The 23,306-nt window shown below is 69.5% G+C and carries 24 protein-coding genes; 13 read left to right on the top strand and 11 right to left on the bottom strand.

The window, feature by feature from the left end:
• Positions 1–89: 89 nt before the first annotated feature.
• Positions 90–2,708, bottom strand: a complete 2,619-nt coding sequence (locus H7694_RS12785; RefSeq protein ID WP_193596857.1) for a glycoside hydrolase family 5 protein — start codon at positions 2,706–2,708, stop codon at positions 90–92.
• Positions 2,709–2,869: 161 nt separating this feature from the next.
• Between H7694_RS12785 and H7694_RS12780 the strand changes: the two genes are divergently transcribed.
• Both H7694_RS12780 and H7694_RS12775 read left to right on the top strand, forming a co-directional pair.
• The gene (locus H7694_RS12780; protein WP_193599289.1) at positions 2,870–3,214 is read left to right on the top strand and encodes a hypothetical protein; all 345 of its coding nucleotides are present in this window, start codon (positions 2,870–2,872) and stop codon (positions 3,212–3,214) included.
• Positions 3,215–3,291: 77 nt separating this feature from the next.
• Positions 3,292–4,656, top strand: a complete 1,365-nt coding sequence (locus tag H7694_RS12775) for an endonuclease/exonuclease/phosphatase family protein (protein WP_227468104.1) — start codon at positions 3,292–3,294, stop codon at positions 4,654–4,656.
• 28 nt (positions 4,657–4,684) lie between these two features.
• On the opposite strand, the gene H7694_RS12770 is transcribed toward H7694_RS12775, so the two are convergent.
• A complete protein-coding gene (locus H7694_RS12770; protein WP_193596856.1) occupies positions 4,685–5,341 on the bottom strand; it encodes an alpha/beta hydrolase in 657 nt (218 codons plus the stop codon).
• A gap of 96 nt (positions 5,342–5,437) precedes the next feature.
• Here H7694_RS12770 and H7694_RS12765 point away from each other — a divergent pair, with 96 nt between their 5' ends.
• Positions 5,438–6,025 (top strand): NUDIX hydrolase family protein, encoded by a 588-nt coding sequence (locus H7694_RS12765; RefSeq protein ID WP_193596855.1) that lies wholly within the window; start codon positions 5,438–5,440, stop codon positions 6,023–6,025.
• A 131-nt stretch (positions 6,026–6,156) separates the two neighbouring features.
• Here H7694_RS12765 and H7694_RS12760 read toward each other — a convergent pair whose 3' ends face one another.
• Positions 6,157–6,894 carry an SDR family NAD(P)-dependent oxidoreductase gene (locus H7694_RS12760; RefSeq protein ID WP_193596854.1) on the bottom strand — a complete coding sequence of 246 codons (738 nt, stop codon included), beginning with the start codon at positions 6,892–6,894 and terminating at the stop codon, positions 6,157–6,159.
• A gap of 139 nt (positions 6,895–7,033) precedes the next feature.
• Positions 7,034–8,107: a threonine aldolase family protein gene (locus tag H7694_RS12755; RefSeq protein WP_193599214.1), complete on the bottom strand. Its 1,074-nt coding sequence runs from the start codon at positions 8,105–8,107 to the stop codon at positions 7,034–7,036.
• Positions 8,108–8,201: 94 nt separating this feature from the next.
• Between H7694_RS12755 and H7694_RS12750 the strand changes: the two genes are divergently transcribed.
• The gene (locus H7694_RS12750; RefSeq protein ID WP_193596853.1) at positions 8,202–9,743 is read left to right on the top strand and encodes an MFS transporter; all 1,542 of its coding nucleotides are present in this window, start codon (positions 8,202–8,204) and stop codon (positions 9,741–9,743) included.
• Positions 9,744–9,747: 4 nt separating this feature from the next.
• On the opposite strand, the gene H7694_RS12745 is transcribed toward H7694_RS12750, so the two are convergent.
• Both H7694_RS12745 and H7694_RS12740 read right to left on the bottom strand, forming a co-directional pair.
• Entirely contained in the window at positions 9,748–10,389 is a 642-nt protein-coding gene (locus tag H7694_RS12745; RefSeq protein WP_193596852.1) for an SDR family NAD(P)-dependent oxidoreductase, read from the bottom strand.
• Positions 10,390–10,504: 115 nt separating this feature from the next.
• Complete coding sequence (locus H7694_RS12740) at positions 10,505–11,935, bottom strand: DUF6421 family protein (protein WP_193596851.1); 1,431 nt, start codon at positions 11,933–11,935, stop codon at positions 10,505–10,507.
• A 72-nt stretch (positions 11,936–12,007) separates the two neighbouring features.
• Here H7694_RS12740 and H7694_RS12735 point away from each other — a divergent pair, with 72 nt between their 5' ends.
• On the top strand, positions 12,008–12,457 hold the full coding sequence (locus H7694_RS12735; protein WP_319805253.1) for an Lrp/AsnC family transcriptional regulator: 450 nt from the start codon (positions 12,008–12,010) through the stop codon (positions 12,455–12,457).
• Positions 12,458–12,512: 55 nt separating this feature from the next.
• Positions 12,513–13,487 carry a 1,4-dihydroxy-2-naphthoate polyprenyltransferase gene (locus H7694_RS12730; protein ID WP_193596850.1) on the top strand — a complete coding sequence of 325 codons (975 nt, stop codon included), beginning with the start codon at positions 12,513–12,515 and terminating at the stop codon, positions 13,485–13,487.
• 45 nt (positions 13,488–13,532) lie between these two features.
• On the opposite strand, the gene H7694_RS12725 is transcribed toward H7694_RS12730, so the two are convergent.
• Positions 13,533–14,570, bottom strand: a complete 1,038-nt coding sequence (locus H7694_RS12725) for an ArsR/SmtB family transcription factor (protein ID WP_193596849.1) — start codon at positions 14,568–14,570, stop codon at positions 13,533–13,535.
• Between the two features lie 78 nt (positions 14,571–14,648).
• Between H7694_RS12725 and H7694_RS12720 the strand changes: the two genes are divergently transcribed.
• From H7694_RS12720 to H7694_RS12710, 3 genes are read left to right on the top strand one after another with little or no spacing between them, the layout of a single operon-like run.
• Positions 14,649–15,005 (top strand): cupin domain-containing protein, encoded by a 357-nt coding sequence (locus H7694_RS12720; RefSeq protein WP_193596848.1) that lies wholly within the window; start codon positions 14,649–14,651, stop codon positions 15,003–15,005.
• Between the two features lie 21 nt (positions 15,006–15,026).
• Positions 15,027–15,320 carry a DUF4287 domain-containing protein gene (locus tag H7694_RS12715; protein WP_193596847.1) on the top strand — a complete coding sequence of 98 codons (294 nt, stop codon included), beginning with the start codon at positions 15,027–15,029 and terminating at the stop codon, positions 15,318–15,320.
• Positions 15,321–15,329: 9 nt separating this feature from the next.
• Complete coding sequence (locus H7694_RS12710; RefSeq protein ID WP_193596846.1) at positions 15,330–15,971, top strand: dihydrofolate reductase family protein; 642 nt, start codon at positions 15,330–15,332, stop codon at positions 15,969–15,971.
• Positions 15,972–15,993: 22 nt separating this feature from the next.
• On the opposite strand, the gene H7694_RS12705 is transcribed toward H7694_RS12710, so the two are convergent.
• The gene (locus H7694_RS12705; RefSeq protein WP_193596845.1) at positions 15,994–16,251 is read right to left on the bottom strand and encodes a DUF4229 domain-containing protein; all 258 of its coding nucleotides are present in this window, start codon (positions 16,249–16,251) and stop codon (positions 15,994–15,996) included.
• 111 nt (positions 16,252–16,362) lie between these two features.
• Here H7694_RS12705 and H7694_RS12700 point away from each other — a divergent pair, with 111 nt between their 5' ends.
• Together H7694_RS12700 and menD are read left to right on the top strand one after the other, a co-directional pair.
• Positions 16,363–16,704 (top strand): PLD nuclease N-terminal domain-containing protein, encoded by a 342-nt coding sequence (locus H7694_RS12700; RefSeq protein WP_193596844.1) that lies wholly within the window; start codon positions 16,363–16,365, stop codon positions 16,702–16,704.
• Positions 16,701–18,374, top strand: a complete 1,674-nt coding sequence (menD, locus tag H7694_RS12695; RefSeq protein WP_193596843.1) for a 2-succinyl-5-enolpyruvyl-6-hydroxy-3-cyclohexene-1-carboxylic-acid synthase — start codon at positions 16,701–16,703, stop codon at positions 18,372–18,374. Before H7694_RS12700 ends, menD begins: the two co-directional genes overlap by 4 nt.
• A gap of 130 nt (positions 18,375–18,504) precedes the next feature.
• Here the strand turns inward: menD and H7694_RS12690 are convergent, their stop codons facing one another.
• Complete coding sequence (locus H7694_RS12690) at positions 18,505–19,107, bottom strand: 2'-5' RNA ligase family protein (RefSeq protein ID WP_193596842.1); 603 nt, start codon at positions 19,105–19,107, stop codon at positions 18,505–18,507.
• A gap of 299 nt (positions 19,108–19,406) precedes the next feature.
• Entirely contained in the window at positions 19,407–20,966 is a 1,560-nt protein-coding gene (gene rmuC, locus H7694_RS12685; protein ID WP_193596841.1) for a DNA recombination protein RmuC, read from the bottom strand.
• A gap of 56 nt (positions 20,967–21,022) precedes the next feature.
• Between rmuC and H7694_RS12680 the strand changes: the two genes are divergently transcribed.
• A complete protein-coding gene (locus H7694_RS12680; protein WP_193596840.1) occupies positions 21,023–21,874 on the top strand; it encodes a PPK2 family polyphosphate kinase in 852 nt (283 codons plus the stop codon).
• Positions 21,875–21,895: 21 nt separating this feature from the next.
• On the opposite strand, the gene H7694_RS12675 is transcribed toward H7694_RS12680, so the two are convergent.
• A complete protein-coding gene (locus H7694_RS12675; protein ID WP_193596839.1) occupies positions 21,896–22,609 on the bottom strand; it encodes a class I SAM-dependent methyltransferase in 714 nt (237 codons plus the stop codon).
• A gap of 70 nt (positions 22,610–22,679) precedes the next feature.
• On the opposite strand from H7694_RS12675, the gene H7694_RS12670 reads away from it, so the two are divergent.
• Complete coding sequence (locus tag H7694_RS12670; RefSeq protein ID WP_193596838.1) at positions 22,680–23,276, top strand: hypothetical protein; 597 nt, start codon at positions 22,680–22,682, stop codon at positions 23,274–23,276.
• Positions 23,277–23,306: the final 30 nt, after the last annotated feature.

The following is a 23,306-nucleotide window of genomic DNA, read 5'->3' as shown; positions in this document are numbered from 1 at the left end:
CGCGCAACCCGGGCGTGTCGCACGTGTGGCTGCAGGGAACACGGGCGGGGCGGGGCACCCGCGGCCCCACCCCGCCCGTCCGATTCAGATCACTCGATGCGCAGGATCAGGCTGCGCCAGGTGGGCAGATCGACCGAGATCCCGCGGGTCGAGAGGGTCGCGGCATCCCCCTGGTAGACCTTCTCGCCCGACTCGTCCACGAGCGAGAACGCCCCGTCCCGTCGCACCCGAGGGAAGACGCGTTCCCGGCCGTCCGCGCCACCGCGACGGTAGACCACCAGGTGCTGCGGCCCGTAGACCAGCTGCAGGTGTGCACTCGTGCGCCTGTCCTCTGCGACACCCGCGCGGCGCAGGAACGCACCCAGCGCATCGACAGTGAGATCCTCCGCGTCGTCGAGCCAGAGGATCGGCCGGTCGAAGTCGTCGCGCTCGAGCACCTGCCGTACGCGCCGGTCGAGGTTGCGCCGGTCGGCGACCACCGCCTTGTAGTCGAACGAGGCTGCCAGCCCCTCGACCTGCTCGAGCCCAGAGGGCACCTGGGTGAGCATCGTCTCGATGATCTCGTCGTCCGTCAGCAGGTGCCAGGTCGGCAGGTGCAGATCGAGTGCGCGGCGCACGAACGGGACGACCGCGAAATTGTGCCCGTTCGCGGCGGGAACCGCTGCGGGATTCTGGATGAAGGCGACCTCAGCACCCGACCAGTCGACGGGCCCCGCCGAGTAGACCGGCGAGAACCGCCGGTAGTGCTTGTCGAACAGCTCCTCGAACGGCACGAAGTCGTTCAGGTTGTGCCACAGGCTCCAGTGCAGCTGCCCGGCGGCACCCGCCGCGTAGTACTGCACCAGCCCGGCCTCGGTCATGTAGTCGGCGGCCTCGACGCGATCCATGTCGGGCAGGAACGATTCGAAGCCGTAGTGGCCGCCCTCGCCGTTGTAGACCGGGTGCTTCGAGGTGGAGTACGGCGCGAACAGGGCCGGGATGGCGTAGGCGAAGACCGCGTCGATGTCGCGCGCCAGCCACGGCGACCGGCGCGACGACGCGTCGTCACGGGCGGGGATCGGCGCATTGGGCAGGTAGTGGTGCGGCGCGTTCGCGTCGACGATGTTCGAGAACTGCCAGGTCGGTGCCGCCGTCGAGACGTCGTGGCCGTAGGCGGGCGGCATCGCGAGGGTCAGCCGGCCGGGGTCGCCGGCCTTGACCGCCAGCGACGCCTGCTCGGTCAGGCGACGCCAGTTCGACTGGATCGACATGTACGCGGCATGCGGTTCGTTGTGCGGCACCTCGATACCGAGCACGTTCGGGTTGCCCTTGTAGTGGCCGGCGATCCACCGGTGCGAGTCGAAGAGCACCGTGCGGTGCTCGGCATCCGTCAGGTCGAGCTCGCCGCTCTCGGTGGGCGAGGGTGCGAGGTACGACACCGCGGTGCCCGGCTTGCCCGTCCCGCGGTCCGACGGCGTGCCGCCCTGCCAGTAGTCGTACGGGTCGGTGGGCGAGCGGTGCCAGTCGAGGATGACCCGGATGCCGTGCTCGCCGGCACGTGCGACGAAATGGTCGAGCATCTTGATGAACTCGGTGTTCAGCCCGCGCTTGCGCAGCTCACCCGCCCAGGCGTCGTCGTCGGGGAAGACGCCGTTCGCCGGCTGCACGAGACCGATGGCGAGCGGCACGCGGATCGCAGCGAGACCCCAGCTGGCCATGAGGCTCACGTCGGCGTCGAGGCCCGACCACAGTGCGCGGCGCGGATAGCTAAGCAGGAACAGGTCGTAGTTGAAGCCGGTGAACCCGAACGGCGCATCGCCGTCATGGAACTTGCCGTCGCGGATCGTGATCGGTGCGAGGTCGCGCGGTGCGCGCACTTCGACCGGGAACGTCTGGGAGACGCCGAGGTGCTCGATGCGGATCTCAGCCCGTCCGGCGGCCACGGGCTTGAGCGCGCCGTACTTGTCGATGGTGATCACTGCGGTGTTTGAGCTGCTCAGCGCGGAGTGCTGGGTGACATCCCGCGGGTCGCGGTCGGAGTAGGTGGCTCGCACGCTCAGCGGGACAGGATCGGCATCGCCGAGCAGCAGCACGGGCAGGCCCGAGGTCTCCAGCGTCGCCGGCTTCTGCTCCTGCACGAGGTGGTCGATCTGCACGTCGTCCACCCACAGGTCGCCGGTGGGGTCGGTGGCGAGGGCGAGGTGGTCCTTCCAGACCTGGATCTGCAGGGTGACCGCGTCGGGGAATCCGACGATGTTGTTCCAGCGGTCCATCTCGATGCCGATCCAGGCGCCGGGGCCGGGTGGTACGGCGGCATAGGCCTGGCGCAGCACCCGGGTGCCGCTGACCAGCCGCACCGCGACCCGGGTGATGTTGCGGCCGGTGACCTTGAAGCGCACCTTCTGGATCTCGAGGTGGTCGAGCGTCTTGACGAGGGCGACGTATCGTCCGGCGCTGGTGAAGTCCGCCGTGAGCCGGCCCGAGAACGTCCCTTCAGCAGCACGTTCCTCGTCCCGCACGAATCCGCCGCCTGCGGTGCCGTACTCGGGGCCGTACGAGACCGTCCACGGTTCGTGGCGTGATTCGAATCGTCCGACGACATCGGTCCACGTCACGGGCCCGGCGGCGACGGCCGCGGGCAGAGGGCCGGCGATGTCGCCGAGGACGCTTGTCGTGACGATGGCGCCGACGCCCATGAGCAGGGTTCGCCGTGACAGGTCGATTGTCATGCTGATCTCTCCGTTGTGATCGGTCTTGCGGTGACGGGGTCGGCCCGAGAGTAGCGGGAAAACCACTCGCTGTTCAATAGACTTAACGAACGTTCCAAATACGGAACGACGCGGGTTGGTCGAGGGATGCCGCAGCGTCCGCGCCCCCGTACCGTGGAGGCATGGATGACAGGCAGCCGAGTTCCCACGAGATGCGCGCGCGGCTGAGCTGGGGCGCCGGGCTCGCGATCGGGATGGGCACGGGTGTCGCGCTCGGCTCAGCACTCGACAACATGCCCCTGGGGCTCGGCATCGGCGTGGCCATCGGCGCCGCGCTGATGGCGGCGTTCACCGTCGCCGGGGCGCGTCGCGCCCGTCGTCACGCGGATGCCGCAGACGCAGCGGATGCCGCAGACGCAGCGGATGCCGCGCCCGACGTCGCTCCCGACGTCGCTCCCGACGTCACTTCGGGCGACCTGCCGGGTGATGAGGCCCCCGGCGGCCCGGAAGACGCCGCTGACCGCTGAACGGCCGGGTCGAGCATGTGGCCGGCCGTTCACGCAACCGCCTGTCCCCGGTCATCCTGCACGGTTATCGTGACCGCATGACGAACACGCCACGGCGCCTGCGCAGTCTCGCGCTCGCCGCATCCGTCCTGTTCATCGGCGCCTCCGGAGCCGTCGCGATGCCCGCGCTGGCCGACGACGGCGGAACCGGCGGGGAGCCGCCGGCGCTGCACACGCCGGACAGGTCCGGCCAGGGGAAGAACTCCGAGCACCGGAAGCCGGCGCATTCCAAGCCGGCGCAGTCCGAGACGAAGGGTGGTGTGGCTGACGTGCGATTCGCGACCTTCAACGCCTCACTGAACCGCGGCGAGCTGGGTGCGCTCGTGCGCGACCTGTCCGAGCCCGGCAATGCCCAGGCGGATGCGGTGGCCGAGATCATCCAGCGGGCCGACCCCGATGTGCTGCTGATCAACGAGTTCGACTACGACGCCGATGGCGAGGCGCTGCGCCTCTTCCACGACAACTACCTCGCTGTGCCGCACGGCGATGCGCAGCCGGTCAGCTACCCCTATCGATACGCGGCGCCGGTGAACACCGGAGTGCCCAGCGGCTTCGATCTCAACGACGACGGACGGGTCTCGGGCGGCGACGACGCCTGGGGATTCGGTCTCTTCCCCGGCCAGTACGGTATGGCGGTGTACTCGAAGCATCCGATCGACGAAGACGCGATCCGCACGTTCCAGAACTTCCGCTGGGCGGACATGCCGGGGGCGATGCTTCCCGACGATCCCTCGACGCCTGAGCCCGGCGACTTCTACTCCGAGGAGGAGCTCGCGCAGTTCCCGCTGTCGAGCAAGTCGCACTGGGATCTGCCGATCCGCGTGTCGAAGAACAAGACCGTGCACTTCCTCGTCTCGCACCCCACGCCGCCCACCTTCGACGGGGCCGAGGATCGCAACGGCACCCGCAACCACGACGAGATCCGCTTCTGGGCCGACTACGTCTCGGATGCCGAGACCAGCGCGTACATCGTCGACGACGCAGGGCGCACCGGCGGCCTGGGCGGCGGCGACCTGTTCGTCATCGCCGGCGACCAGAACGCCGACCCGCACGACGGCGACTCGACGGCGGGCGCGATCGCGCAGCTGCTCGAGCATCCGCACATCAACACCGGTTCGGTTCCCGCCAGCTCCGGAGGTGCGGAGGCGGCCGCTTCGCAGGGCGGGGTCAATGCCGAGCACCTCGGCGACCCGGCCGAGGACACCGCCGATTTCTCCGAGCCTCCGGGAAACCTGCGCGTGGACTACGTGCTGCCCAGCCGGCAGATCCGCATCGTCGACTCCGGCGTCTTCTGGCCGGCATCCGACGATCCGCTCTCACGGCTGACGGGCACGTACCCGTTTCCGTCGAGCGACCACCGGCTGGTCTGGGTCGACGCCGACGTTCCCGGCGCGAAGCGCTGAGGTTGCAGGTCCCGGCCCGAGGCCCGGCTCAGGCCGGGGCGACCGAGTCCTTCCACTGCGACAGGAAGACCCGCACGTCGGCGAGCTCCTGCTCCGAGATGGAGTGGGTGAGCCCCTGGTAGACGCGGCCGGAGAGCTCGGAGTGCCCGGGCAGCCACTGCGCGGTGTGATCGACGAGGTTGGGCGGGATGACATCGTCGCGACTGCCGCGACCCCAGAACACCGGCGGACGCTGCTCCTGCAGCACGGCGTCACCCGGCAGCTCTCCCTGCGCGGCGTAGCCGCTCAGCGCCACCACCGCGTCGATCCGGTCGGGGTCCAGACGCAGCGCCTGAAGCGACACCGCTGCGCCCTGCGAGAAGCCCAGCAGGGCGATCGATGGCGCACCTGCAGCGGCCGTGTCGAGCCAGCGCAGCAGCGACTCGGCGGCGGTCGTGATGCCCGCGGCATCCCTCGTCTGCAGCGAATCGATCAGGTACCACGAGCGTCCGGGCATCGGCCACGGCGGCGTGAGAGGTGCGGCGACGGATGCCACGGCGAGGCCGTCGGGCAGATACGGCACGAGTCCGAACAGGTCGTGCTCATCGGCGCCGTAGCCGTGCAGCAGCACGAGCAGCGGCATCCCGTCGCGGTCTTCGGTGGACCACCTCGTGGCGGCGTCGTCGATCGTCAGCGGCTCGGTCATGCTCCCATCCTGCCCTCCAGTACCGACCTCGGACGACCTCGTGCCGACCTTGGGCGACCTCATGGATGCCGGGGCGAGGGCTGGTAGAAAAGACACATGGCGGTGCGCACACCTGATCCCGATCCCGACGGCGACTTCGGTTTCGACGACGTGCCGTCTGCAGATGACAATCCGGGCTGGCTGACCGACATCGAGCTCGAGGCCGCACGCCGCCGGCTGCCGATGCTGTACGTCGAGGCCGTGCCGGTCGTGACCGACGGCTCGGGGCAGGTCACCTCGATCGGCGTGCTGCTGCGGTCGACGCCGCTGGGCGAGATCACCCGCACGCTCATCTCGGGGCGCGTCCGCTACGGCGAGACGATCCGGGACGCGCTGTTCCGTCATCTCGAGAACGATCTCGGGCCGATGGCGTTCCCGCTGCTGCCGCCCTCGCCGACGCCCTTCACGGTCGCCGAGTACTTCCCGCTGCCCGGGGTCAGCGCCTACCACGACGACCGTCAGCACGCTGTCTCGCTCGTGTTCGTGGTGCCGGTCACCGGCACCTGCGAACCGCGTCAGGATGCCCTGGAGGTCACCTGGTTCTCGCCCGAGGAAGCGGCATCCGACGCCCTCGCCGGCGAGATGGAGGGCGGACGCGGCACCCTGCTGCGCCATGCCCTCGCGCACCTCGGCCTGCTGCGCTGACGGCATCCGCTCTCTTCTCCCGCCGAAACCCCTCATGAGCGTCGATACCCCCTTCTGCTGACGTCAGCAGAAGGGGGTGTCGGCAATGCGGAGGGGTCTCGGCGCAGGGATACGGTGCGCCGAGACGGCGCTCAGCGGGCGGTGTACCCACCGTCGGCGACGAACTCCGCACCGGTGGCGAAACTCGCGTCGTCGCTCGCGACGAAGGCGATCAGCGACGCCATCTCCTCGGGGCGGCCGAGGCGGCCCATCGGAGTGCCTGCGATCAGCATGTCGCGGTCGGTGTCGCCCAGGATCGGGGTGTCGATGAACCCGGGGTGCACCGAGTTCACGCGCACACCCTCGGTCGCCCAGCCGAGCGCCGTCGTCTTGGTGAGCAGTCGCACAGCGCCTTTGGCGGCGTGGTAGGCCGGGCTCACTCCCGATCCGACGATCCCGTACATCGAGCTGACGTTCACCACAGAGCCGTTGCCGCTGGCCTTGAGCGCGTCGGCGGCAGCCTTCATGCCGAGGAACACGCTGGTCTGAGTGACGGCGACGACCTTGTTCCAGGTGTCGCTCGTGGTCACCTCGAGCGGCTCGGTGTCGCCGATGCCCGCGTTGTTGACCAGCACGTCGAGGCGTCCGAACATCGAGAGCGTCTCGGCCACGGCATCCGCCCAGCCCTGCTCGCTCGTGACATCCAGGTGAACGTAGCCGGCGCGGCCGCCATCACCCTCGATCTGCGACGCGACCGCCTTGCCGGCATCGTCCTGCAGGTCGGCGATCACAACCGTCCCGCCCTCGGATGCGATCCGCAGGGCCGTCGCCTTGCCGATGCCGCTTGCGCCGCCGGTGATGAGGCCGACGCGACCTTCGAACCTGTTCATTTCTCTGCCTCTTCCGAGATCGGTGGAGTCCGGCAGTGGATGGTCGCCGGACGTTCTTCGACGGTCTCGCGGACCGTCATCCGATACAACAGGCCTCGCCGATTTATATCCCAGTGAATATAAATCGGGCGGGTATGACTCAGGCGGTGGTGAGACGCGCCAGCTCGGCGACGAAGGCGTCGACGTCGGCCTCCTGGGTGTCGAAGCCGCACATCCAGCGCACCTCGTTGCGCGCGGCATCCCAGTCGTAGAAGCGGAAGCTCTCGCGCAGCCGGTCGGCCACCCCGTCGGGGAGCGTCGCGAAGACGCCGTTGACCTGCGTCGGCTGGGTGAACTCGACACCCCGGATGCTGCCATCGGCGAGACCCTGCTCGATCTCACCGCGCAGCCGCGCGGCCATGGCGTTCGAGTGGCGGGCGTTGCGCAGCCACAGATCGCCCTCCAGCAGGGCGATCAGCTGTGCCGAGATGAAGCGCATCTTCGACGACAGCTGCATGTTGAACTTGCGGCCGTAGATCAGCCCGTCCGAGGCCTCGGGGTTGAGCACGACGATCGCCTCGCCGAGCATGGCGCCGTTCTTCGTGCCGCCGAAGCTGAGCACGTCCACACCCGCGTCGCGGGTGAAGGTGCGCACCGGCACGTCGAGAGCCGCCGTGGCGTTCGCGATCCGCGAGCCGTCGACGTGCAGCTTCATGCCGCGCTCGTGCGCGTGGTCGGCCAGGGCCCGGATCTCGTCGGCCGTGTACAGCGTGCCGAGCTCGGTGGACTGGGTGATCGAGACCACCAGCGGCTGCGCGCGGTGCTCGTCGCCCCAGCCCCAGGCCTCGCGGTCGACCAGCTCGGGGGTGAGCTTGCCGTCGTCGGTCGGGATGGTGAGCAGCTTGAAGCCGCCGATGCGCTCGGGGGCGCCACCCTCGTCGACATTGATGTGCGCGGTGGATGCCGCGATCACGGCCCCCCAGCGCGGCAGCATCGACTGCAGGCCGGTGACGTTCGCGCCCGTGCCGTTGAACACGGGGAATGCCTGCACGCCCTCGCCGAAATGCTGTGCGAAGACCTGCTGCAGGCGCTCGGTGTAGACGTCCTCGCCGTAGGCGACCTGGTGGCCGTCGTTGGCCGCCGCGATGGCGGCGAGCACCGCGGGGTGGACTCCGGAATAGTTGTCGGATGCGAAGCCGCGCACGGTCGTGTCGTGCAGCGGGGTGTCATGCAGAACGCTCACTCGGCAAGCCTACTTCTTCGGTATCCTGCCCGATCGGCACACAGGCACTGTCGGATGTCGGCGCCCCGGATTACGCTCGGATCCCGTGAAGGCCACAGCCGAGACGAGGGCGTTCGCGAACGTGCTCGTCAACACGCTCATCGCCAACGTGACGACGAGCTTCCTCTGGTTCGCGCTCACCTTCTGGGTCTACATCGAGACCCAGTCGGTGCTCGCCACCGGGGTGATCGGCGGCGCCTACATGCTGCTCGTGGCGTTCTTCTCGATGGTGTTCGGCACGATCGTCGACCGCTACCGCAAGCACACCGTCATGGTGCTCTCGAGCGTCGTCTCGGCGATCGCGTTCGGCGCAGCCGGCATCCTGTACCTCTGGCAGCCGGAGTCGACGCTGCTCGACATCGGCGGGCCGTGGTTCTGGCTGTTCGCCCTGATCATCCTGTTCGGCGGGGTGATCGAACAGCTGCGCAATATCGCCCTCTCGACGACCGTCACACTGCTCATCCCCGAAGAGCGCCACGCCAACGCCAACGGGCTGGTCGGCACCGTTCAGGGCATCGCCTTCCTGATCACGAGCGTGTTCTCCGGGCTCTCGATCGGCTTCCTCGGCATGGGGTGGACGCTGGTCATCGCCATCGCCGCGATGATGCTCACCTTCGTGCACCTGCTGTTCGTGCGCATCCCCGAGGGCGCGCCGCAGCGCGACCCCGAGGCGCCGAGCGCCCTGGACTTCCGCGGTAGCATCGCGGCGATCCGCCGGGCACCCGGACTGTTCGCACTCATCGTGTTCTCGACCTTCAACAATCTCATCGGCGGCGTCTACATGGCGCTGATGGATCCCTACGGCCTCACCCTGTTCAATGCCCAGATGTGGGGCATCATGCTTGCGGTCGGCTCGACGGGATTCCTGGTCGGCGGCGCGCTGGTGGCGAAGTTCGGGCTGAGCCGCAGACCTGTGCGCACGATGCTGCTGGTGGTCATTGCGATGGGAGTCATCGGCGCTCTGTTCATGGTGCGCGAATGGTGGCCGCTGTACGTGGTCGGCATGTGGATGTACATGCTGCTGGTGCCGCCGGTCGAGGCGGCTGAGCAGACCGTGATCCAGAAGGTCGTTCCCTACGCTCGCCAGGGGCGGGTCTTCGGAATGGCCGCGGCGATGGAGGCCGCGGCGGCCCCCGTCACCGCGTTCCTGATCGCCCCGATCGCCGAGTTCGTCATTATCCCGTACATGCGCGAGGGAGAGGGGCGGATGCAGTGGCACTGGCTGCTGGGCGACGGTGAGGCGCGCGGCATCGCGCTCATCTGCCTGTTCGCCGGACTGATCATGGTGGTGGTGGCAGGTCTCGCCTTCCTCACCGGCTCGTATCGCCGTCTCACCGAGCTGTACGTGCAGGCCCCGGCGGACGCCGGTGGGCCGGAGGACGCCGGTACGCCGACGGACGCCGGTTCGCAGAGGGAGGAGCCGGATGCCGCGGACGAGCCGGTCGCTCAACCTGCAGCCCTGTTCGAGACGACGCTCGACCCCGTGCCCGGCGGGGTGCTCGATCCGGTCGCTGCGCGCGGTGGGGCCGCCGGCGTCGCCCCGTCCGTGAGCGACGCGGCCGAGGCAGAGAGGGACGAGCGGACCTGAGCGCTCAGAGCTCGATGACGGTGTCGTTCAGCTCTGCGGCATCCGCATCCCACAACGCGACGACGGCGCGTGCGAGGGCGTCGGCCTGCAGGCCGCCCTCGACGCGGAAGATGACGGATGCCGCGCGCAGCGGCACGCCCTCATCCCTGGCCGCCTTCGCGTAGCCCTGCGCGACCGCGCGCGCCCATGCCTCGCCGGCCGCCTTCATGCTCGCGTAGTTCGCGCCGCCCGCGAGCGGCCGGGTGACCACCGTGGACGAGACGATCGCGAAGCGCCCGGCCTCGGAGGCCTTGATCTGCTCGTCGAAGGCGCGGCTCGTGGCTCGCACGGCCTGGAATGCCGGCATCAGCGCGTCGAAGTCCTCGTCGCTCTGGCCGGCCAGCCCGCCGCCGCCGCGCCAGCCGCCGACGAGCGGGATGACCGCGTCGACCGGTCCGAGCCGTTCGGCCAGGGCGCTCATCTCAGCCAGTGAGGTCGCGTCGGCGACCTCGGTCTGCGCGCCGGCCTCCGCCAGCGGTGCCAGCCGGTCGGCCGAGCGCCCGGTGGCGATCACGCGGGCGCCGGCGGCGATCAGCAGCGCCTTCGCGGTCGCGAGGCCTGCATCGCTGGTGGCTCCGGCGAGTACGACGGTGCGGGAGATGCTCATGGACGTCCTCCTCTGATGACACGATCCACTGACAGTGTGCCGATCTGCGGACGGATTCGGTGAGAACGTCCGCAGATCGGGTCACACTCCGCAGATCGGGTGCCTGCGCGGGCGCTCAGTCGTCGGTGCCGCGGATGCCGACCGTCGACTCGATGACCGGCTTCATCTTCTTCGACAGCGCCTCGAAGAACATCGACAGCGGGAACTCGTCATCCAGCACGGCATCCGTGTATCCCTTGGGCGCGCCGGCGAGCACCTCGTCGGGCAGGCCACGAGCCCAGGCGGATGCCGGGTGCGGGGTCAGCACGCCGCGCACGAGGTCGTAGGCCGCCAGCCAGTGCGCGGTCTTGGGCCGGTCGATCGACCGCCAGTACAGCTCGTCGATCGCGTCGCCCAGGGCGACCACCGCGTCGGGCACGCCGTCCCAGTCGAAGGCGAGCTGCGTGTCGGTCCAGTGCAGCACGCCGCGCTGGTGCAGCCAAGCGAACAGCAGCTGACCGCCGAGTCCGTCGTAGTTGCGCACCCGCGAACCCGTGATCGCGAAGCGGAAGATGCGGTCGAAGATCACCGCGTACTGCACGAGACCGGCGTGCTCGAGCATCTCCTGCTCGGCATCCGGAAGGGTCTCGCCGCCTTCGGCGAGGGTCGCGAGCCGCTTCTGGATCCTGACCGACTCGCGGAACGCGGTCAGGTCGCAGCGCAGCTCCTCGAGCGAGTACAGAAAGAACGGCATCCGCTGCTTGATCATGAACGGATCGAACGGCAGGTCGCCGCGCATGTGGGTGCGGTCGTGGATGATGTCCCACATCACGAACGTCTTCTCGGTGAGGGCCTGGTCATCCAGCATCCGTGCGGCGTCGTCGGGCAGATCGAGCTTGGTGATCTCGGCGGCGGCCCTGGTCACCCGGCGGAACCGGGCGGCCTCGCGGTCCTGGAAGATCGCGCCCCAGGTGAACGTCGGGATCTCGCGCATCGCGACGGTCTCGGGGAACAGCACGGCCGAGTTCGTGTCGTACCCGGGGGTGAAGTCGATCAGCCGCAGCGAGACGAACAGCCGGTTGCCGTAGTCGCCGGCCTCGAGTTCGGCGATGAACTCCGGCCAGATGGTCTCGACGATCAGCGCCTCGACGAGGCGGTCGCTCGAGCCGTTCTGGGTGTACATCGGGAAGACGACGAGGTGCCGGATGCCGTCGACGCGGTGCTGCTGCGGCTGGAACGCCACGAGCGAGTCGAGGAAGTCGGGCACGCCGAAGCCGTCCGCGGCCCACCGCTCGAAGTCGATGACCAGGGCGTCGAGGTACTCGGCGTCGTGCGGGAAGGCGGGGGAGAGGGCGCGGATGCCGGCGACGATCGTCGCGACGTGCTGCCCGGCGGCGGCGTGGTCGCCCTGCTCCGGGATCGATCCGTCCTTGATCTGCAGCGGGCGGATCGCGATCGCGGCATCCTTGAGCATCTTCCAGGCCGTGCTCTGCTCGGCGACGGAGGCGTCCTCGACCACTTCCGGTTCGCCGATGATGGCCTGGGAGTTTGCGGTGGTGGGGGACATCAGAACCTCCGATCGTGGGGAGAGGTGGAAATTTTCCGGTGGTGACCGGACTATGCCGCTATTCTTCCATGTATGGATGATGCTGTCGACCGAGCGATCCTCGCTGCCATCTCCCGCGACGGGCGGGCCACCCTCGCGCAGCTGTCGGAGCGGGTGGGACTGTCGACCTCGGCCGTGCAGTCCCGGCTGAAGCGGCTCGAGACCCGCGGAGTGATCACCGGCTATCAGGCCGTGCTCGACCCGGAGGCGGTCGGTGCGCCGCTGTCGGCGTTCATCGAGATCACGCCGCTCGACCCGGCTCAGCCCGACAACGCACCGGAGATGCTCGAGCACCTGGATGCGATCGAGGCCTGCCACTCGATCGCGGGTGATGCGGCCTACATGCTGTTCGTGCGAGTGGCCTCGCCGCGCGCCCTCGAGCAGCTCGTGCGCGACGTCCGCATCGCCGCCAACGTGCGCACCCGCACCACCGTCGTGCTGCAGACCTTCTACGAGCGCCGCCCGATCGTCTCCCGCGCCTGACCGGCGGAGAACCTCGACCACGAGGCCGCGTAGGCGCGGCCAGTAGGATTCGCGTGTGGCAGGAACGTCCAAGAAGTCGAGCAAGCGCGCCCCTCGGAAGCAGAGGCGCCGCACCACCGGCAACCCGGCCAGACGCCCCGCGGTGGAACTCGCCCCGGTGGCCGTCGGCGACTGGATCGGAGCCGCGCGCCTGCGCACGCTGCCGCTCGCGGTCGCCCCGGTGATCCTCGGCACCGGCGCCGCACAGGTGGTCGATCGGAACCTGCACTGGGTGATCGCGCTCGCCTGTCTCGCCGTCGCCGTCCTCCTGCAGATCGGCGTCAATTTCGCCAACGACTACAGCGACGGCATCCGCGGCACCGATGCGAATCGCGTCGGACCCGCCCGGCTGACGGCATCCGGCCGCGTGCCGTCCCGGCACGTGCTCATCGCCGCGCTGATCTTCTTCGCGCTCGCCGCCGCCGCCGGACTCGCGATCGTCATCCGCACCCAGCAGTGGTGGATGCTCGCCGTCGGTGCCCTGAGCATCGTCGCCGCCTGGTTCTACACCGGCGGAAAGCGACCCTACGGCTACAACGCGCTCGGTGAGGTGTTCGTCTTCGTCTTCTTCGGGCTCGTCGCCGTGCTCGGCACGACCTGGGTGCAGGCTTTCGCCCTACCGCCCGAGGCGTGGCTGGCCGCCGTCGCCGCCGGACTGTTCGCCTGTGCGGTGCTGCTGGCCAACAACCTGCGCGACATCGACCAGGACAGAGAGGTCGGAAAGCGCACGCTGACCGTCGTCATCGGGCGGCGCGCCACCCAGGTGCTGTTCACGATCTTCGCGCTGGTGCCGTTCGGCGTCGCGGTGTTCCTCGCGCTGACGCTGTACACGATCGCCTGGCTGGCACTGCTGGCCCTGCTGGCGGTCCTGCCGGCCGTCCTCATCGTGTGGACCTACCGTGACCCGCGCGAACTGGTGATCGCGCTGAGCCTCACCTCGCTGTCGTCAGTCGGCTACGCCGTGCTGATCTACTGGGCGCTCGTCGGCTGACGACGGCGGGCCCCCGACCGGTCGGTCACCGACCCGCCGCGCCGCTCAGAGCCCGGCACCGACCAGTGCCTCGCCCAGCGGCGTGCGCAGGTGCAGCATCCGGTTCCCCTCCCGGGAGCTGGAGACCAGTCCCGCGTCGCGCAGGACGGTCAGGTGATGGGATGCCGTGGACACGGCGATCCCGGCATCCCGGGCCACCTGCGATGTGGTGCGCGCGTCGTGCGCCTGCAGCAGGATGCCGGCCCGCACCGGGCCGACCAGCGCACCCAGGGCATCGGCGAGGTCGACGGCATCGCGGGCCCACCCGGCCGTCACGCCGCGTGCCGGATAGAACAGCGTGGACTGTGCCGGCGGCTCGGTGATCACCATGCATCCCCACGACGACATCACCGAGGGGACGAGCACCAGGCCGCTGCCGCGGCAGTCGACGTCTTCGCTGTGCCGGCGCAACTGCACCCGCACCGCGCCGTCACTCCAGCGCACCGATCGGTGCAGTCCGCCCGCCATGGCCGAGATCCCGTCGGTGGTGATGGTGCGGGCGCGCACGGCGATGTCGGCACGCAGCAGACGCTCCAGCTGCGCCCAGACCGGGGCGATCGCGGCATCCCAGACCTGCTCCCAGGCGTCGGCGATGTGCTCCCGCGTCCGTTCGGGGTCGTCGCGCATGCGGCGCAGCAGTGCCTGACGCTCGCCCGAGGACCGCACGATCATCTTGCCGAGGTCGACGAGCATCCCCGGCACGGATGCCGTGCGCAGCGCGGCCAGCTCGTCGGCCGGTGTCATGTCCCAGCGTGCGTCGGCGGTCAGGAAGTCGGGCATGTACCCGTCGGAGCCGATCACCTGCGCGAGCAGGCCGAACGGCTCGCGGGGCAGGTGGTCGCGCACCTGGCGCAGCCAGCCCCACTGCAGCGGATGCTGACCGGGGCGCAGCAGGATGCGCACCGCGTGGGCGAGCTCGTGGCCGGGCGAGATGCCGAACCGGACCGCCTGGATGTCGCCGGGGCTCAGGCGGAAATCGACACGGTGGTCAGGGTGGTTCACGCCTTCGACCGGACGATCGGTGCGTGCCGTGTTTCGATCCATATCGAAACTCTAGGGCGTGACGGTACGTCGCGTCAGAGTGAACACGCACAACGAAGCAGCGAGCAGAGGGGGAACATCATGATCGACACGCTGGCTGAGCCGACTCTCGTCGAACCGGAGCAGATCCGGCTGGGCAGCGGCCGCGGCCGAAGGTTCCAGGGCAGCGAGCACGGCGCGGCCGTCTCGTACTTCTACGTCGACAACCAGCCCGGTCAGGGCTCGGGCCTGCACTGGCATCCGTACCCCGAGACCTGGGTCGTGCTCGAGGGCGATGTCACCTTCGCCGTCGGCGGCGAGCAGATCGTGGCCACGGCCGGTGACACCGTCACCGGGCCCGCCTTCGTGCCGCATCGGTTCACCAACACCGGCGAGAGCACGATGCGCCTGATCGGCATCCACGCCTCGCCCGTCATCATCCAGACCAACCTCGACTGACCTCGAAGACCGGAGAGACACATGTCCTTTCAGGCCTATCTCGACAACATCGAGACCAAGACCGGCCTCACGCCACGCCAGTTCGTCGACCTCGCCACCGAGCGCGGGTTCGGCGCCGAGACCACGGCGACACCGATCCTGGAGTGGCTCAAAGCCGACTACGACCTGTCCCGCGGGTACGGCATGGCCCTCGTGCACGTGATCACCAAGGGCCCGCAGATCAGTCAGAAGCACGTCGGATCCGCAGGTACGCACGCCGATCCGAGCGACACGCTCTGGCTGGACGGCAAGTCCACCAACCCCGACTACGCCTGAGGAGACCCCATGGCAGTGAGGATCGATCTGAACATCTCGCTCGACGGATATGCGACGACGACGGACCAGACCGCGCAGAACCCGTTCGGGGAGGACTGGTCGCGGCTGGTCGCCGCGTATGTGGCGACCAGGACCATGCAGGAGCGCGTCTTCGGCGACACCTCAGGTGCCGGAACCACCGGCGTCGACGAGAAGTACGCCAGCGCCTACTTCGAGGGAATCGGGGCCGAGATCATGGGTGCGGGCATGTTCGGCCTGCAGTTGAACGCCGACGATCCCGACTGGCGGGGATGGTGGGGAGAGGAGCCGCCGTTCCGTGTGCCCGTCTTCGTGCTCACGCACGCACCGCGGCCATCGATCGAGTTCGGCAACGGCACGGTGTTCCACTTCCTCACCGCCACCCCGCAAGAGGCGCTCGCCCAGGCGCAGCACGTCGCCGACGGCGCCGATGTGCGCATCGGGGGCGGGGTCGACGTCGTGAGGCAGTTCCTGCGGGCAGGGCTGGTGGACTGGATGCATCTGGCCGTCGCGCCGATCGTGCTCGGCCGCGGCGAGCGGATCTGGGACGGACTGCGGGGTCTCGAGGACGGCTACGAGATCACCAGCGAGGTCGCCGAGAGCGGCACCACGCACATCACCTTCCGGCGCTGAGCCGGTGGCTCACGCCTCGGGCTCACGCCTCGGGCTCGTCCTCGGCATCCTCGTCGACGTTGCGGTTCTGCCGGCGCTCGTAGATCCGGCGGGAGGTCTGCGAGAGCGGGCTCCGCAGGAACAGCAGCGAGAGGCTCATGCCGATCAGTGCGGCGAACAGGGCCGCCAGCCACCAGAACTCACGGAAGATCGGGAAGAAGAGCCACAGGATCGCGAGAGGCACGAGGAACGCCAGCAACCGCAGCACGGTGTAGATGAGGAGGGGTGGCAGCTTCTTCACCGGATCAGTCTACGAGCGGTCGCTAGGGGCGCGCTGAGCGCGGGCGTCAGCCCGACTTGAGCCCACAGTCATCCCGGGGCCGCTCACAGCGCGCCGACCTACACTGGACTTATGGCACGCGTCCTGATCGTCGGCGGCTTCCTGGCCGTCATCTTCTGGGTGTACAGCATCGTCGACTGCGCCGTGCAGCCGGCGACGCGGCACCGTGGTGTCTCGAAGACGGCCTGGGTGCTCATCGTCGTGCTGCTGCCGGTGATCGGCGGCATCCTGTGGTTCACGCTGGGACGTCTGCGCCCGGGCGCTGTCGCGTCGCGCTACATCGTCGGACCGGATGACGATCCCGAGGCGCTGCGCCACATGAGCCGCGCCGAGCAGGATGCCCGCATCCGCGAGCTCGAGGCCGAGCTCGCTCGCCTCGACGACGATCCTGACGCCACGGATCAGCGCTCGTGACCTCGCCTTCGCCGGCGAGCGATGCGGCGGCGGCACTGCTGGCTGAGCTCGTCGGGAACGGTGTGCGCGATCTCGTGCTCTCGCCCGGGTCGCGCTCGCAGGCGCTCGCGCTCGCCGCATTGGCGCTCGCCCGCTCGGGCTCGCTGCGCGTACATGTGCGCGTCGACGAGCGGGTCGCGGGTTTCACCGCACTCGGCATCGCCCGTGAGACCGGCCTGCCGGTTGCGGTCGTCTGCACTTCCGGAACCGCGGCCGGCAATCTGCTGCCGGCGACGATGGAGGCCTTCCACTCCGGCATCCCGCTGCTGCTGCTGACCGCCGATCGCCCGCCCGAGCTGCGGGGCGTCGGCGCCAACCAGGCCACGATCCAGCCGGGCATCTTCGGCCGTTTCGTGCGGCTGGCGGCGGATGCCGAGGTGCCGGTACTCCCGGCGGCGCCCACGGCATGGTCGGGGCTCGGCGAGCGTGCGGTGCGCGCGGCGCTCGGCCTCGAAGGCGAAGGGCTGCCCGGCGTGCCCAGTCCCGTGCACCTGAACCTTCCCATGCGCGATCCGCTGTCCTCCGCGGGCGAGGCGTCGGCCGTGCCGGGGGAGGCCCCGCGTGCGGCTGCGGGAGAGCCGACGGTGCTGTCACGGGGCCCGCGCACGGTCGTGATCGCGGGAGCGGATGGCGGACCGGATGCCGAAGAGCTCTCGCACCAGGGCGGCTGGCCGCTGATCGCGGAGATCGTCAGCGGCGCACGCTTCGGGCGACTGGTCGTGCACGGCTACCGTGGCCTGCTGCGCGACGACGCACTGGGCGGACGGATCGAACGGGCCGTCGTGTTCGGGCATCCCACCCTCAGCCGTGAGGTCGCGGCCCTGCTCGCGCGGCATGACGTCGAGGTCGTGGCGGTACGACGCGGCGGCGAGGCGCTGAACCTCAACGGCCGCACGCGCGCGGTTGCCGCGGCCGCTGTCGAGGGCGGACCCGCCGACCGCCAGTGGCTGGGCGCATGGATGACCGCATCGCAGGCGGCAGCCGTCGATCTCACCGCCCCGGCTCCCGACCAGGATGGTCTGTACTCGCACGACAAGGCGGCGCGGCTCAGTGCGGTGCGTGCCGAACTCGACGCCGTGCGCCAGCGGGTCGACCGGGCACTGCTGGCGGATGCCGTGTGGCGCGCCACCTGGCCGCACGACCGGCTGATGTTCGGGTCGTCGCGTCTGGTGCGCAGCGCCGACCAGGTGCTCGGCGGAAAGAAGGTGCCCGTGCACGCGAACCGGGGCCTGGCCGGCATCGACGGCACCATCGCGACCGCCATCGGCATCGCCCTGGCCAGCCAGGCGGAGGGTGCGGCCGGTGTCACCCGCGTGCTGCTCGGTGATCTCGCGTTCCTGCACGACGTCGGTGCGCTGCTGCTGCCGCCCGACGAGCCCCGGCCGCGCATCCAGGTGATCATCGGCAACGACGGCGGCGGGACGATCTTCGACGGGCTCGAGGTGGCGGGCTCCGCCCGGACCGAGGACCTTGACCGGGCCTTCTACACGCCGCACGCGGCGGGTCTGCGTGAGATCGCGGCAGGCTACGGCTGGGACTACACGCAGGTCACCACCCGATCGGCGCTCGACCAGGCACTCACCTCGCCGGTGACCGGGCCGCAGATCATCGAGGTGCCGCTGGAGCGGTGACCCACGCGCCCGCGAGTTGTTCTCCTGGAGCATGCCGCGGGCGCCAACGTCGCACGGACGTAGGCGATTCATCCGGCGTAGGACGTACGCCCCGGAATCCCTCCTACCTACGCGTGTTCTCCTACGCCCGCTAAATACCCGCCGCGGCGGCGAGCGGGAACACCTCGCGGTGCTCCGCGCCGTCGAAGTACGAGACGAACTCGACCTCGGTGATCGTCTCTGCAGGTCGACTCGCATAGTCGCGCTGGGAGTCGGATGCCAGCTTCTCCCAGGCTTCGGTATCCAGACCCTTTGCGTAGACCGCCGACAGATGGAAGATCCAGTCGTCCACCGGCAGTTCGCCGATGCGGCGCAGGTCCGTGCGGTCTAGGGTCTCGGTGAGGGAAGCGTAGGCATGGAGGAGCGAGGGTGTGCGGGCGAGCCGCGCGATCACGATCTGCCAGGGGGCGGGGAATGAGTCGACCGCCTCCGTGACGACTTCGATCGGATGCTGTTGCGCAGCCCAGTCCTCGACGACGGCACGTACTTCGTCCACGCGGTCTGGCTCGTGTAACCCCCGAAAGGTGACGTGCGCGGCGCCCGGATAGTGGACACTGTCACCGAGGCGAGCTCGCAGAGCATCCTGAACCACGTCGAACTCGCGCATGACTGCATCGACCGGACGAAGCACGATGTACTGCTGCCCATTCAGACCCTGTAGCTGCCGGGGGTCGGTCATGAAGTCGCCTGCCATCCGCTGACGCTATCCGATCCCCCCCCCACCGCCTGCCCTTCCCGTATGAGTTTGTGTCGCTTGGCGGCGGCGGAACCGGCACAAACTCATACGGGAGCGGACTGGTGGTTGCCGTGGTCAGCCGGATGAGCTGAACGTGAGCGTGCCGGCCGTCGCACGAGCGTAGGCGATTCATCCGGCGTAGGACGTATACCGCGGAATCCGTCCTACCTCCGCGCTTTCTCCTACGCCCAGTAAATGCTCGGTCGGCCGGATCAGCTACGCCGGCCCGGGGTCGCGGTCGCTGCCGCGCGCGCGGGTCAGCTCAGGCGGTCGGCGATCGCCTCGACGTCGGCGCTCGCGTAGCGCTCCTGCCCGCCGTCCTCGTCGTCGTACAGGTCGGCCTTCTGCGGCGCAATGGCCAGCGCCTCCACCGGTGAGGTGTCGGTGAGCACCTCGTCGAGGCCCTGCAGTGCGCTGAACCGCCGCGCCTGGGTGACGACGTTGCGGTCGAGCGACCCGGCGAACCTGTTGTACGCGTCGACGGTCGAGTTCAGGCTCCGCCCGAGCTTCGCAAGATGCTGGCCCAGCGTGCCGAGGCGCTTGTGCAGCTCCTTGCCGACCGTGAAGATCTGCTGCGCCTCCTGCGCGAGCTGATCCTGCCGCCAGGCGTGCCCCACCGTGCGCAGCAGCGCGATCAGCGTCGACGGGGTGGCGATCACCACGTTCCGCTCGAACGCGTACTCGTACAGCGTGGAGTCCTGGTCGAGCGCCGCCGTCAGGAACGGCTCAGCGGGCACGAACATGACCACGAACTCGGGGGAGCCGGCCACCACGTCCCAGTACTCCTTGGCGCCGAGGTCGTCGATGTGCTTGCGCAGGTGACGGGCATGCGCCTGCAGCCGCTGCGTGCGCACCGTGTCGTCGGTGGCCTCCATAGCCTCGAGATAGCCGCTGAACGCGACCTTCGAGTCGACGACCACGCGCTTCTCACCCGCGAGATGCACCACGAGGTCGGGGCGCAGCGCGCCGTCATCGGTCGTGTGATGCAGCTGCTCGTCGAAGTCGACATGGTTGACCATGCCCGACGCCTCGACGACACGGCGCAACTGCAGCTCGCCCCAGCGCCCGCGCACCTGCGGCGCCCGCAGTGCGTTGACCAGGTTGCGGGTCTCGGACCCGAGCTGCTCCGACGACTGCCGCATGAACTGCAGCTGCTCCGACAGCGCCGCATTCGCCTCGAGCCGCGCCTTCTCGGCGCTCGTCATCTCGGTCTTGACCGTGTCGAGGGTCTTCTGGATCGGCTCGATCAGCTGCTGCACGGCATCCTGACGCTTCTGCAGCTCGGCCGCACCCTCACTCTGACTGCGCTTGAGCCGCTCCTCGGCCTGCTGCAGGAACACCTTCGAGTTCGCCTCCAGCGCCCGCCGGCTCAGGGCGTCGAACTCGTCGGACAGCCGCTTCTGGTCGGTTTTGAGCTCCTCCAGCCGCTCGGCGGCACGGACGCGCTCGGCCGCGACATCCGCATCCGCCTCCTCGCGCACCTCGGCGAGCCGTCGCACATGCTCGGCTCGCACCTCGGACAGCATCCGCTCGGCATCCTTCTTCGCCTGCGCCACCGCGGAATCCCCGAGCGCCCGCGCCTCGGCGACCCGGCGCTCGCCCAGCGCGCGCTCCTCCTGCACCCGCGACGCGACCTCCGCGCGCAGCGCGGTGGCCTCGCGCTCCAGCGCGTCGGCGCGCAGCAGCGCCGCCTGCGCCTCGGCCTGCCGTGCGGCATCCGCCGTGCGCGCCCGCTGCGCGCCGAGCAGGAAGCCGAGAGCGCCGGCCAGGGCCGCGGCGATCACCGCGACGACGATCACGAGAAGTGAGGTGTCCATGACTCGATTGTGCCGAGGGTCTCGGACATCGGGCGGCGGCGCGGCATGATGTCTGCATGAGCAAGGACGGGTGGACCCAGGCTCCGGGCGAGATCCTGCGTGAGGAGGGGTTCCGTCTCGACACGGTCGACCCCGACGGCACGCCGGGGTACGAGGGCGACAAAGCGGCCGGCGACAAGGAACTCGAGTCGCGGCGCGAGGTGCTCGGCGAGCTGCAGGAGCGGCTGTTCGCCGCGTCGCGCACCGGTGAGGCGGAGGATGCCGTGCTGCTCGTGCTGCAGGCGATGGACTCCGCGGGCAAGGGCGGCATCGTCCGTCATGTCGTCGGCGGGGTCGACCCCCAGGGCGTGGAACTGGCAGCGTTCAAGGCGCCCACCGAGGAGGAACTCGCGCACGACTTCCTGTGGCGGATCGAGAAGCGGCTGCCCCGGCCCGGATTCATCGGGGTCTTCGACCGCTCGCACTACGAGGACGTGCTGATCGCTCGTGTGCACGGGCTGGCCGACGAGGCCGAGATCGAGCGCCGCTACGACGCGATCGTCGACTTCGAGCGCCGCATCGCGGCATCCGGCATCCGCGTGGTCAAGGTCATGCTGCACATCTCGCGCGACGAGCAGCGCGACCGGCTGATGGAGCGGCTCGACCGCTCCGACAAGCACTGGAAGTACAACCCCGGCGACGTCGATGAGCGGCGGCGCTGGGACGAGTACATGGCCGCGTACGAGATGGCGATCGAGCGCACCTCGACGCCGGAGACCCCGTGGCATGTGATCCCGGCGAACCACAAGTGGTACGCGCGCCTGGCCGTGCAGGAGCTGCTCATCGACGCACTCGAAGACATCGACCCGCCGTGGCCGAAGGCCGATTTCGACGTCGAGGCGGAGAAGAAGCGGCTCGCGGCGAGCTGAGGGCCGCTCGGTGCTGAACCCTCAGCTCAACGGCTTGCGAGCCCGGTGCAGCGCGACGATGCCGAAGGACAGGTTGCGGTAGGCGACCTCGGTCCAGCCCGCCTCGCGGATCCACGCCGCCAGTGTGCGCTGGTCGGGCCAGTCGCGGATCGATTCGTTCAGGTAGTCGTAGGCCTCGGCGTTGGTGCCCGCGATGCGCGCCACCCGCGGCAGGATCTGCGCGTTGTAGAAGCGGTAGAGCCCGCGGAAGAGCCGGCCGGGAGGCGTCGAGAATTCGTTGATGACCAGGCGCCCGCCGGGCTTCGTGACGCGCAGCAGCTCGCGCAGCGCCTTCTTCGGCTGCTGCACGTTGCGCAGGCTGTACGACATGGTGACGGCGTCGAACTCGCCCTCGTCGAAAGGCAGGTCGGTGGCGTCGGCGCGCACGAAGGCGAGGTTCGGCAGGTGGCCGTGGCGGCGCCGTCCCTCGGCCAGCATCCCGGCGGAGAAGTCGGCGGCGATGACGTCGGCACCGCTGGCGGCCAGGGATGCCGAGGAGGATGCGGTGCCCGCGCCCAGATCCAGGATCCGCTCACCGGGCTGGGGGGCTACCGCGCGGGTGGTCGCCGCGCGCCACAGCACATCGTTGCCGAACGTCATCACGGTGTTCGTGCGGTCATAGCCGGCCGCGACCTGGTCGAACATTCCGCTGACGAGCGAGGGGTCTTTGCCGAGATCGGCGCGGTTCGGCTCCATGCCTCGATCCTACGGCCGCCGGGCGCGGCTCGCCGGGCGGGGTGTCTGCGCCCGGTCGTAGACTCGCCGGGTGAACGCGAATCGCCCCGCCCCCGGCACGCCCATGATCGTCCAGTGGCGGAAGTGGGACGGCTCGCCGCACTGGTCGAACGAGGAGATCTATCTCGGGTCGGACCGCTGGGGCGACTGGGTCGGCCAGCCGCAAGGATGGCGCAGCTACCGGCCGGGGCGCGACTTCACGGCATCCGGCGCGAACGTCACCCTCATTCCCCATCCGGATGCCGGGACCGGCGCCGCCGATCACGCGCTGACCGTCAACAGGCGGCATCCGAAGGGGATGCGGATCTACATCGACCTCGCCTGGGATCTGCGCTGGACAGGCGAGACGGATGCCGCGGTGCCGGGCGGGCTGCCCGCATTCGCCCAGGGCATTGACATGGACCTGGATGTCATCCGCGTCGTGGGGGAGCGCGGCACCTGGGTCGACGACCGCGACGAGTGGGCCGAGCACCTGGTGAGGTACGGGTATCCGGCCGACGTCATCGCCCATCTGGAAGCCCGTGCGCTCGAGCTCGAGGAGCAGGTGCGCGCGCAGGTCGCGCCGTTCGACGACGCCACCGCGGATGTGTGGCTGGATCGTCTCGAGGCGTTCGGGCGGGCGCGGTAAGGGCCACGCACGCCAGGGCCCTTCGAGAGC

The organism is Microbacterium sp. YJN-G (assembly GCF_015040615.1).
Lineage (GTDB): Bacteria > Actinomycetota > Actinomycetes > Actinomycetales > Microbacteriaceae > Microbacterium.
This window is presented reverse-complemented; position numbering and strand designations above follow the sequence as displayed.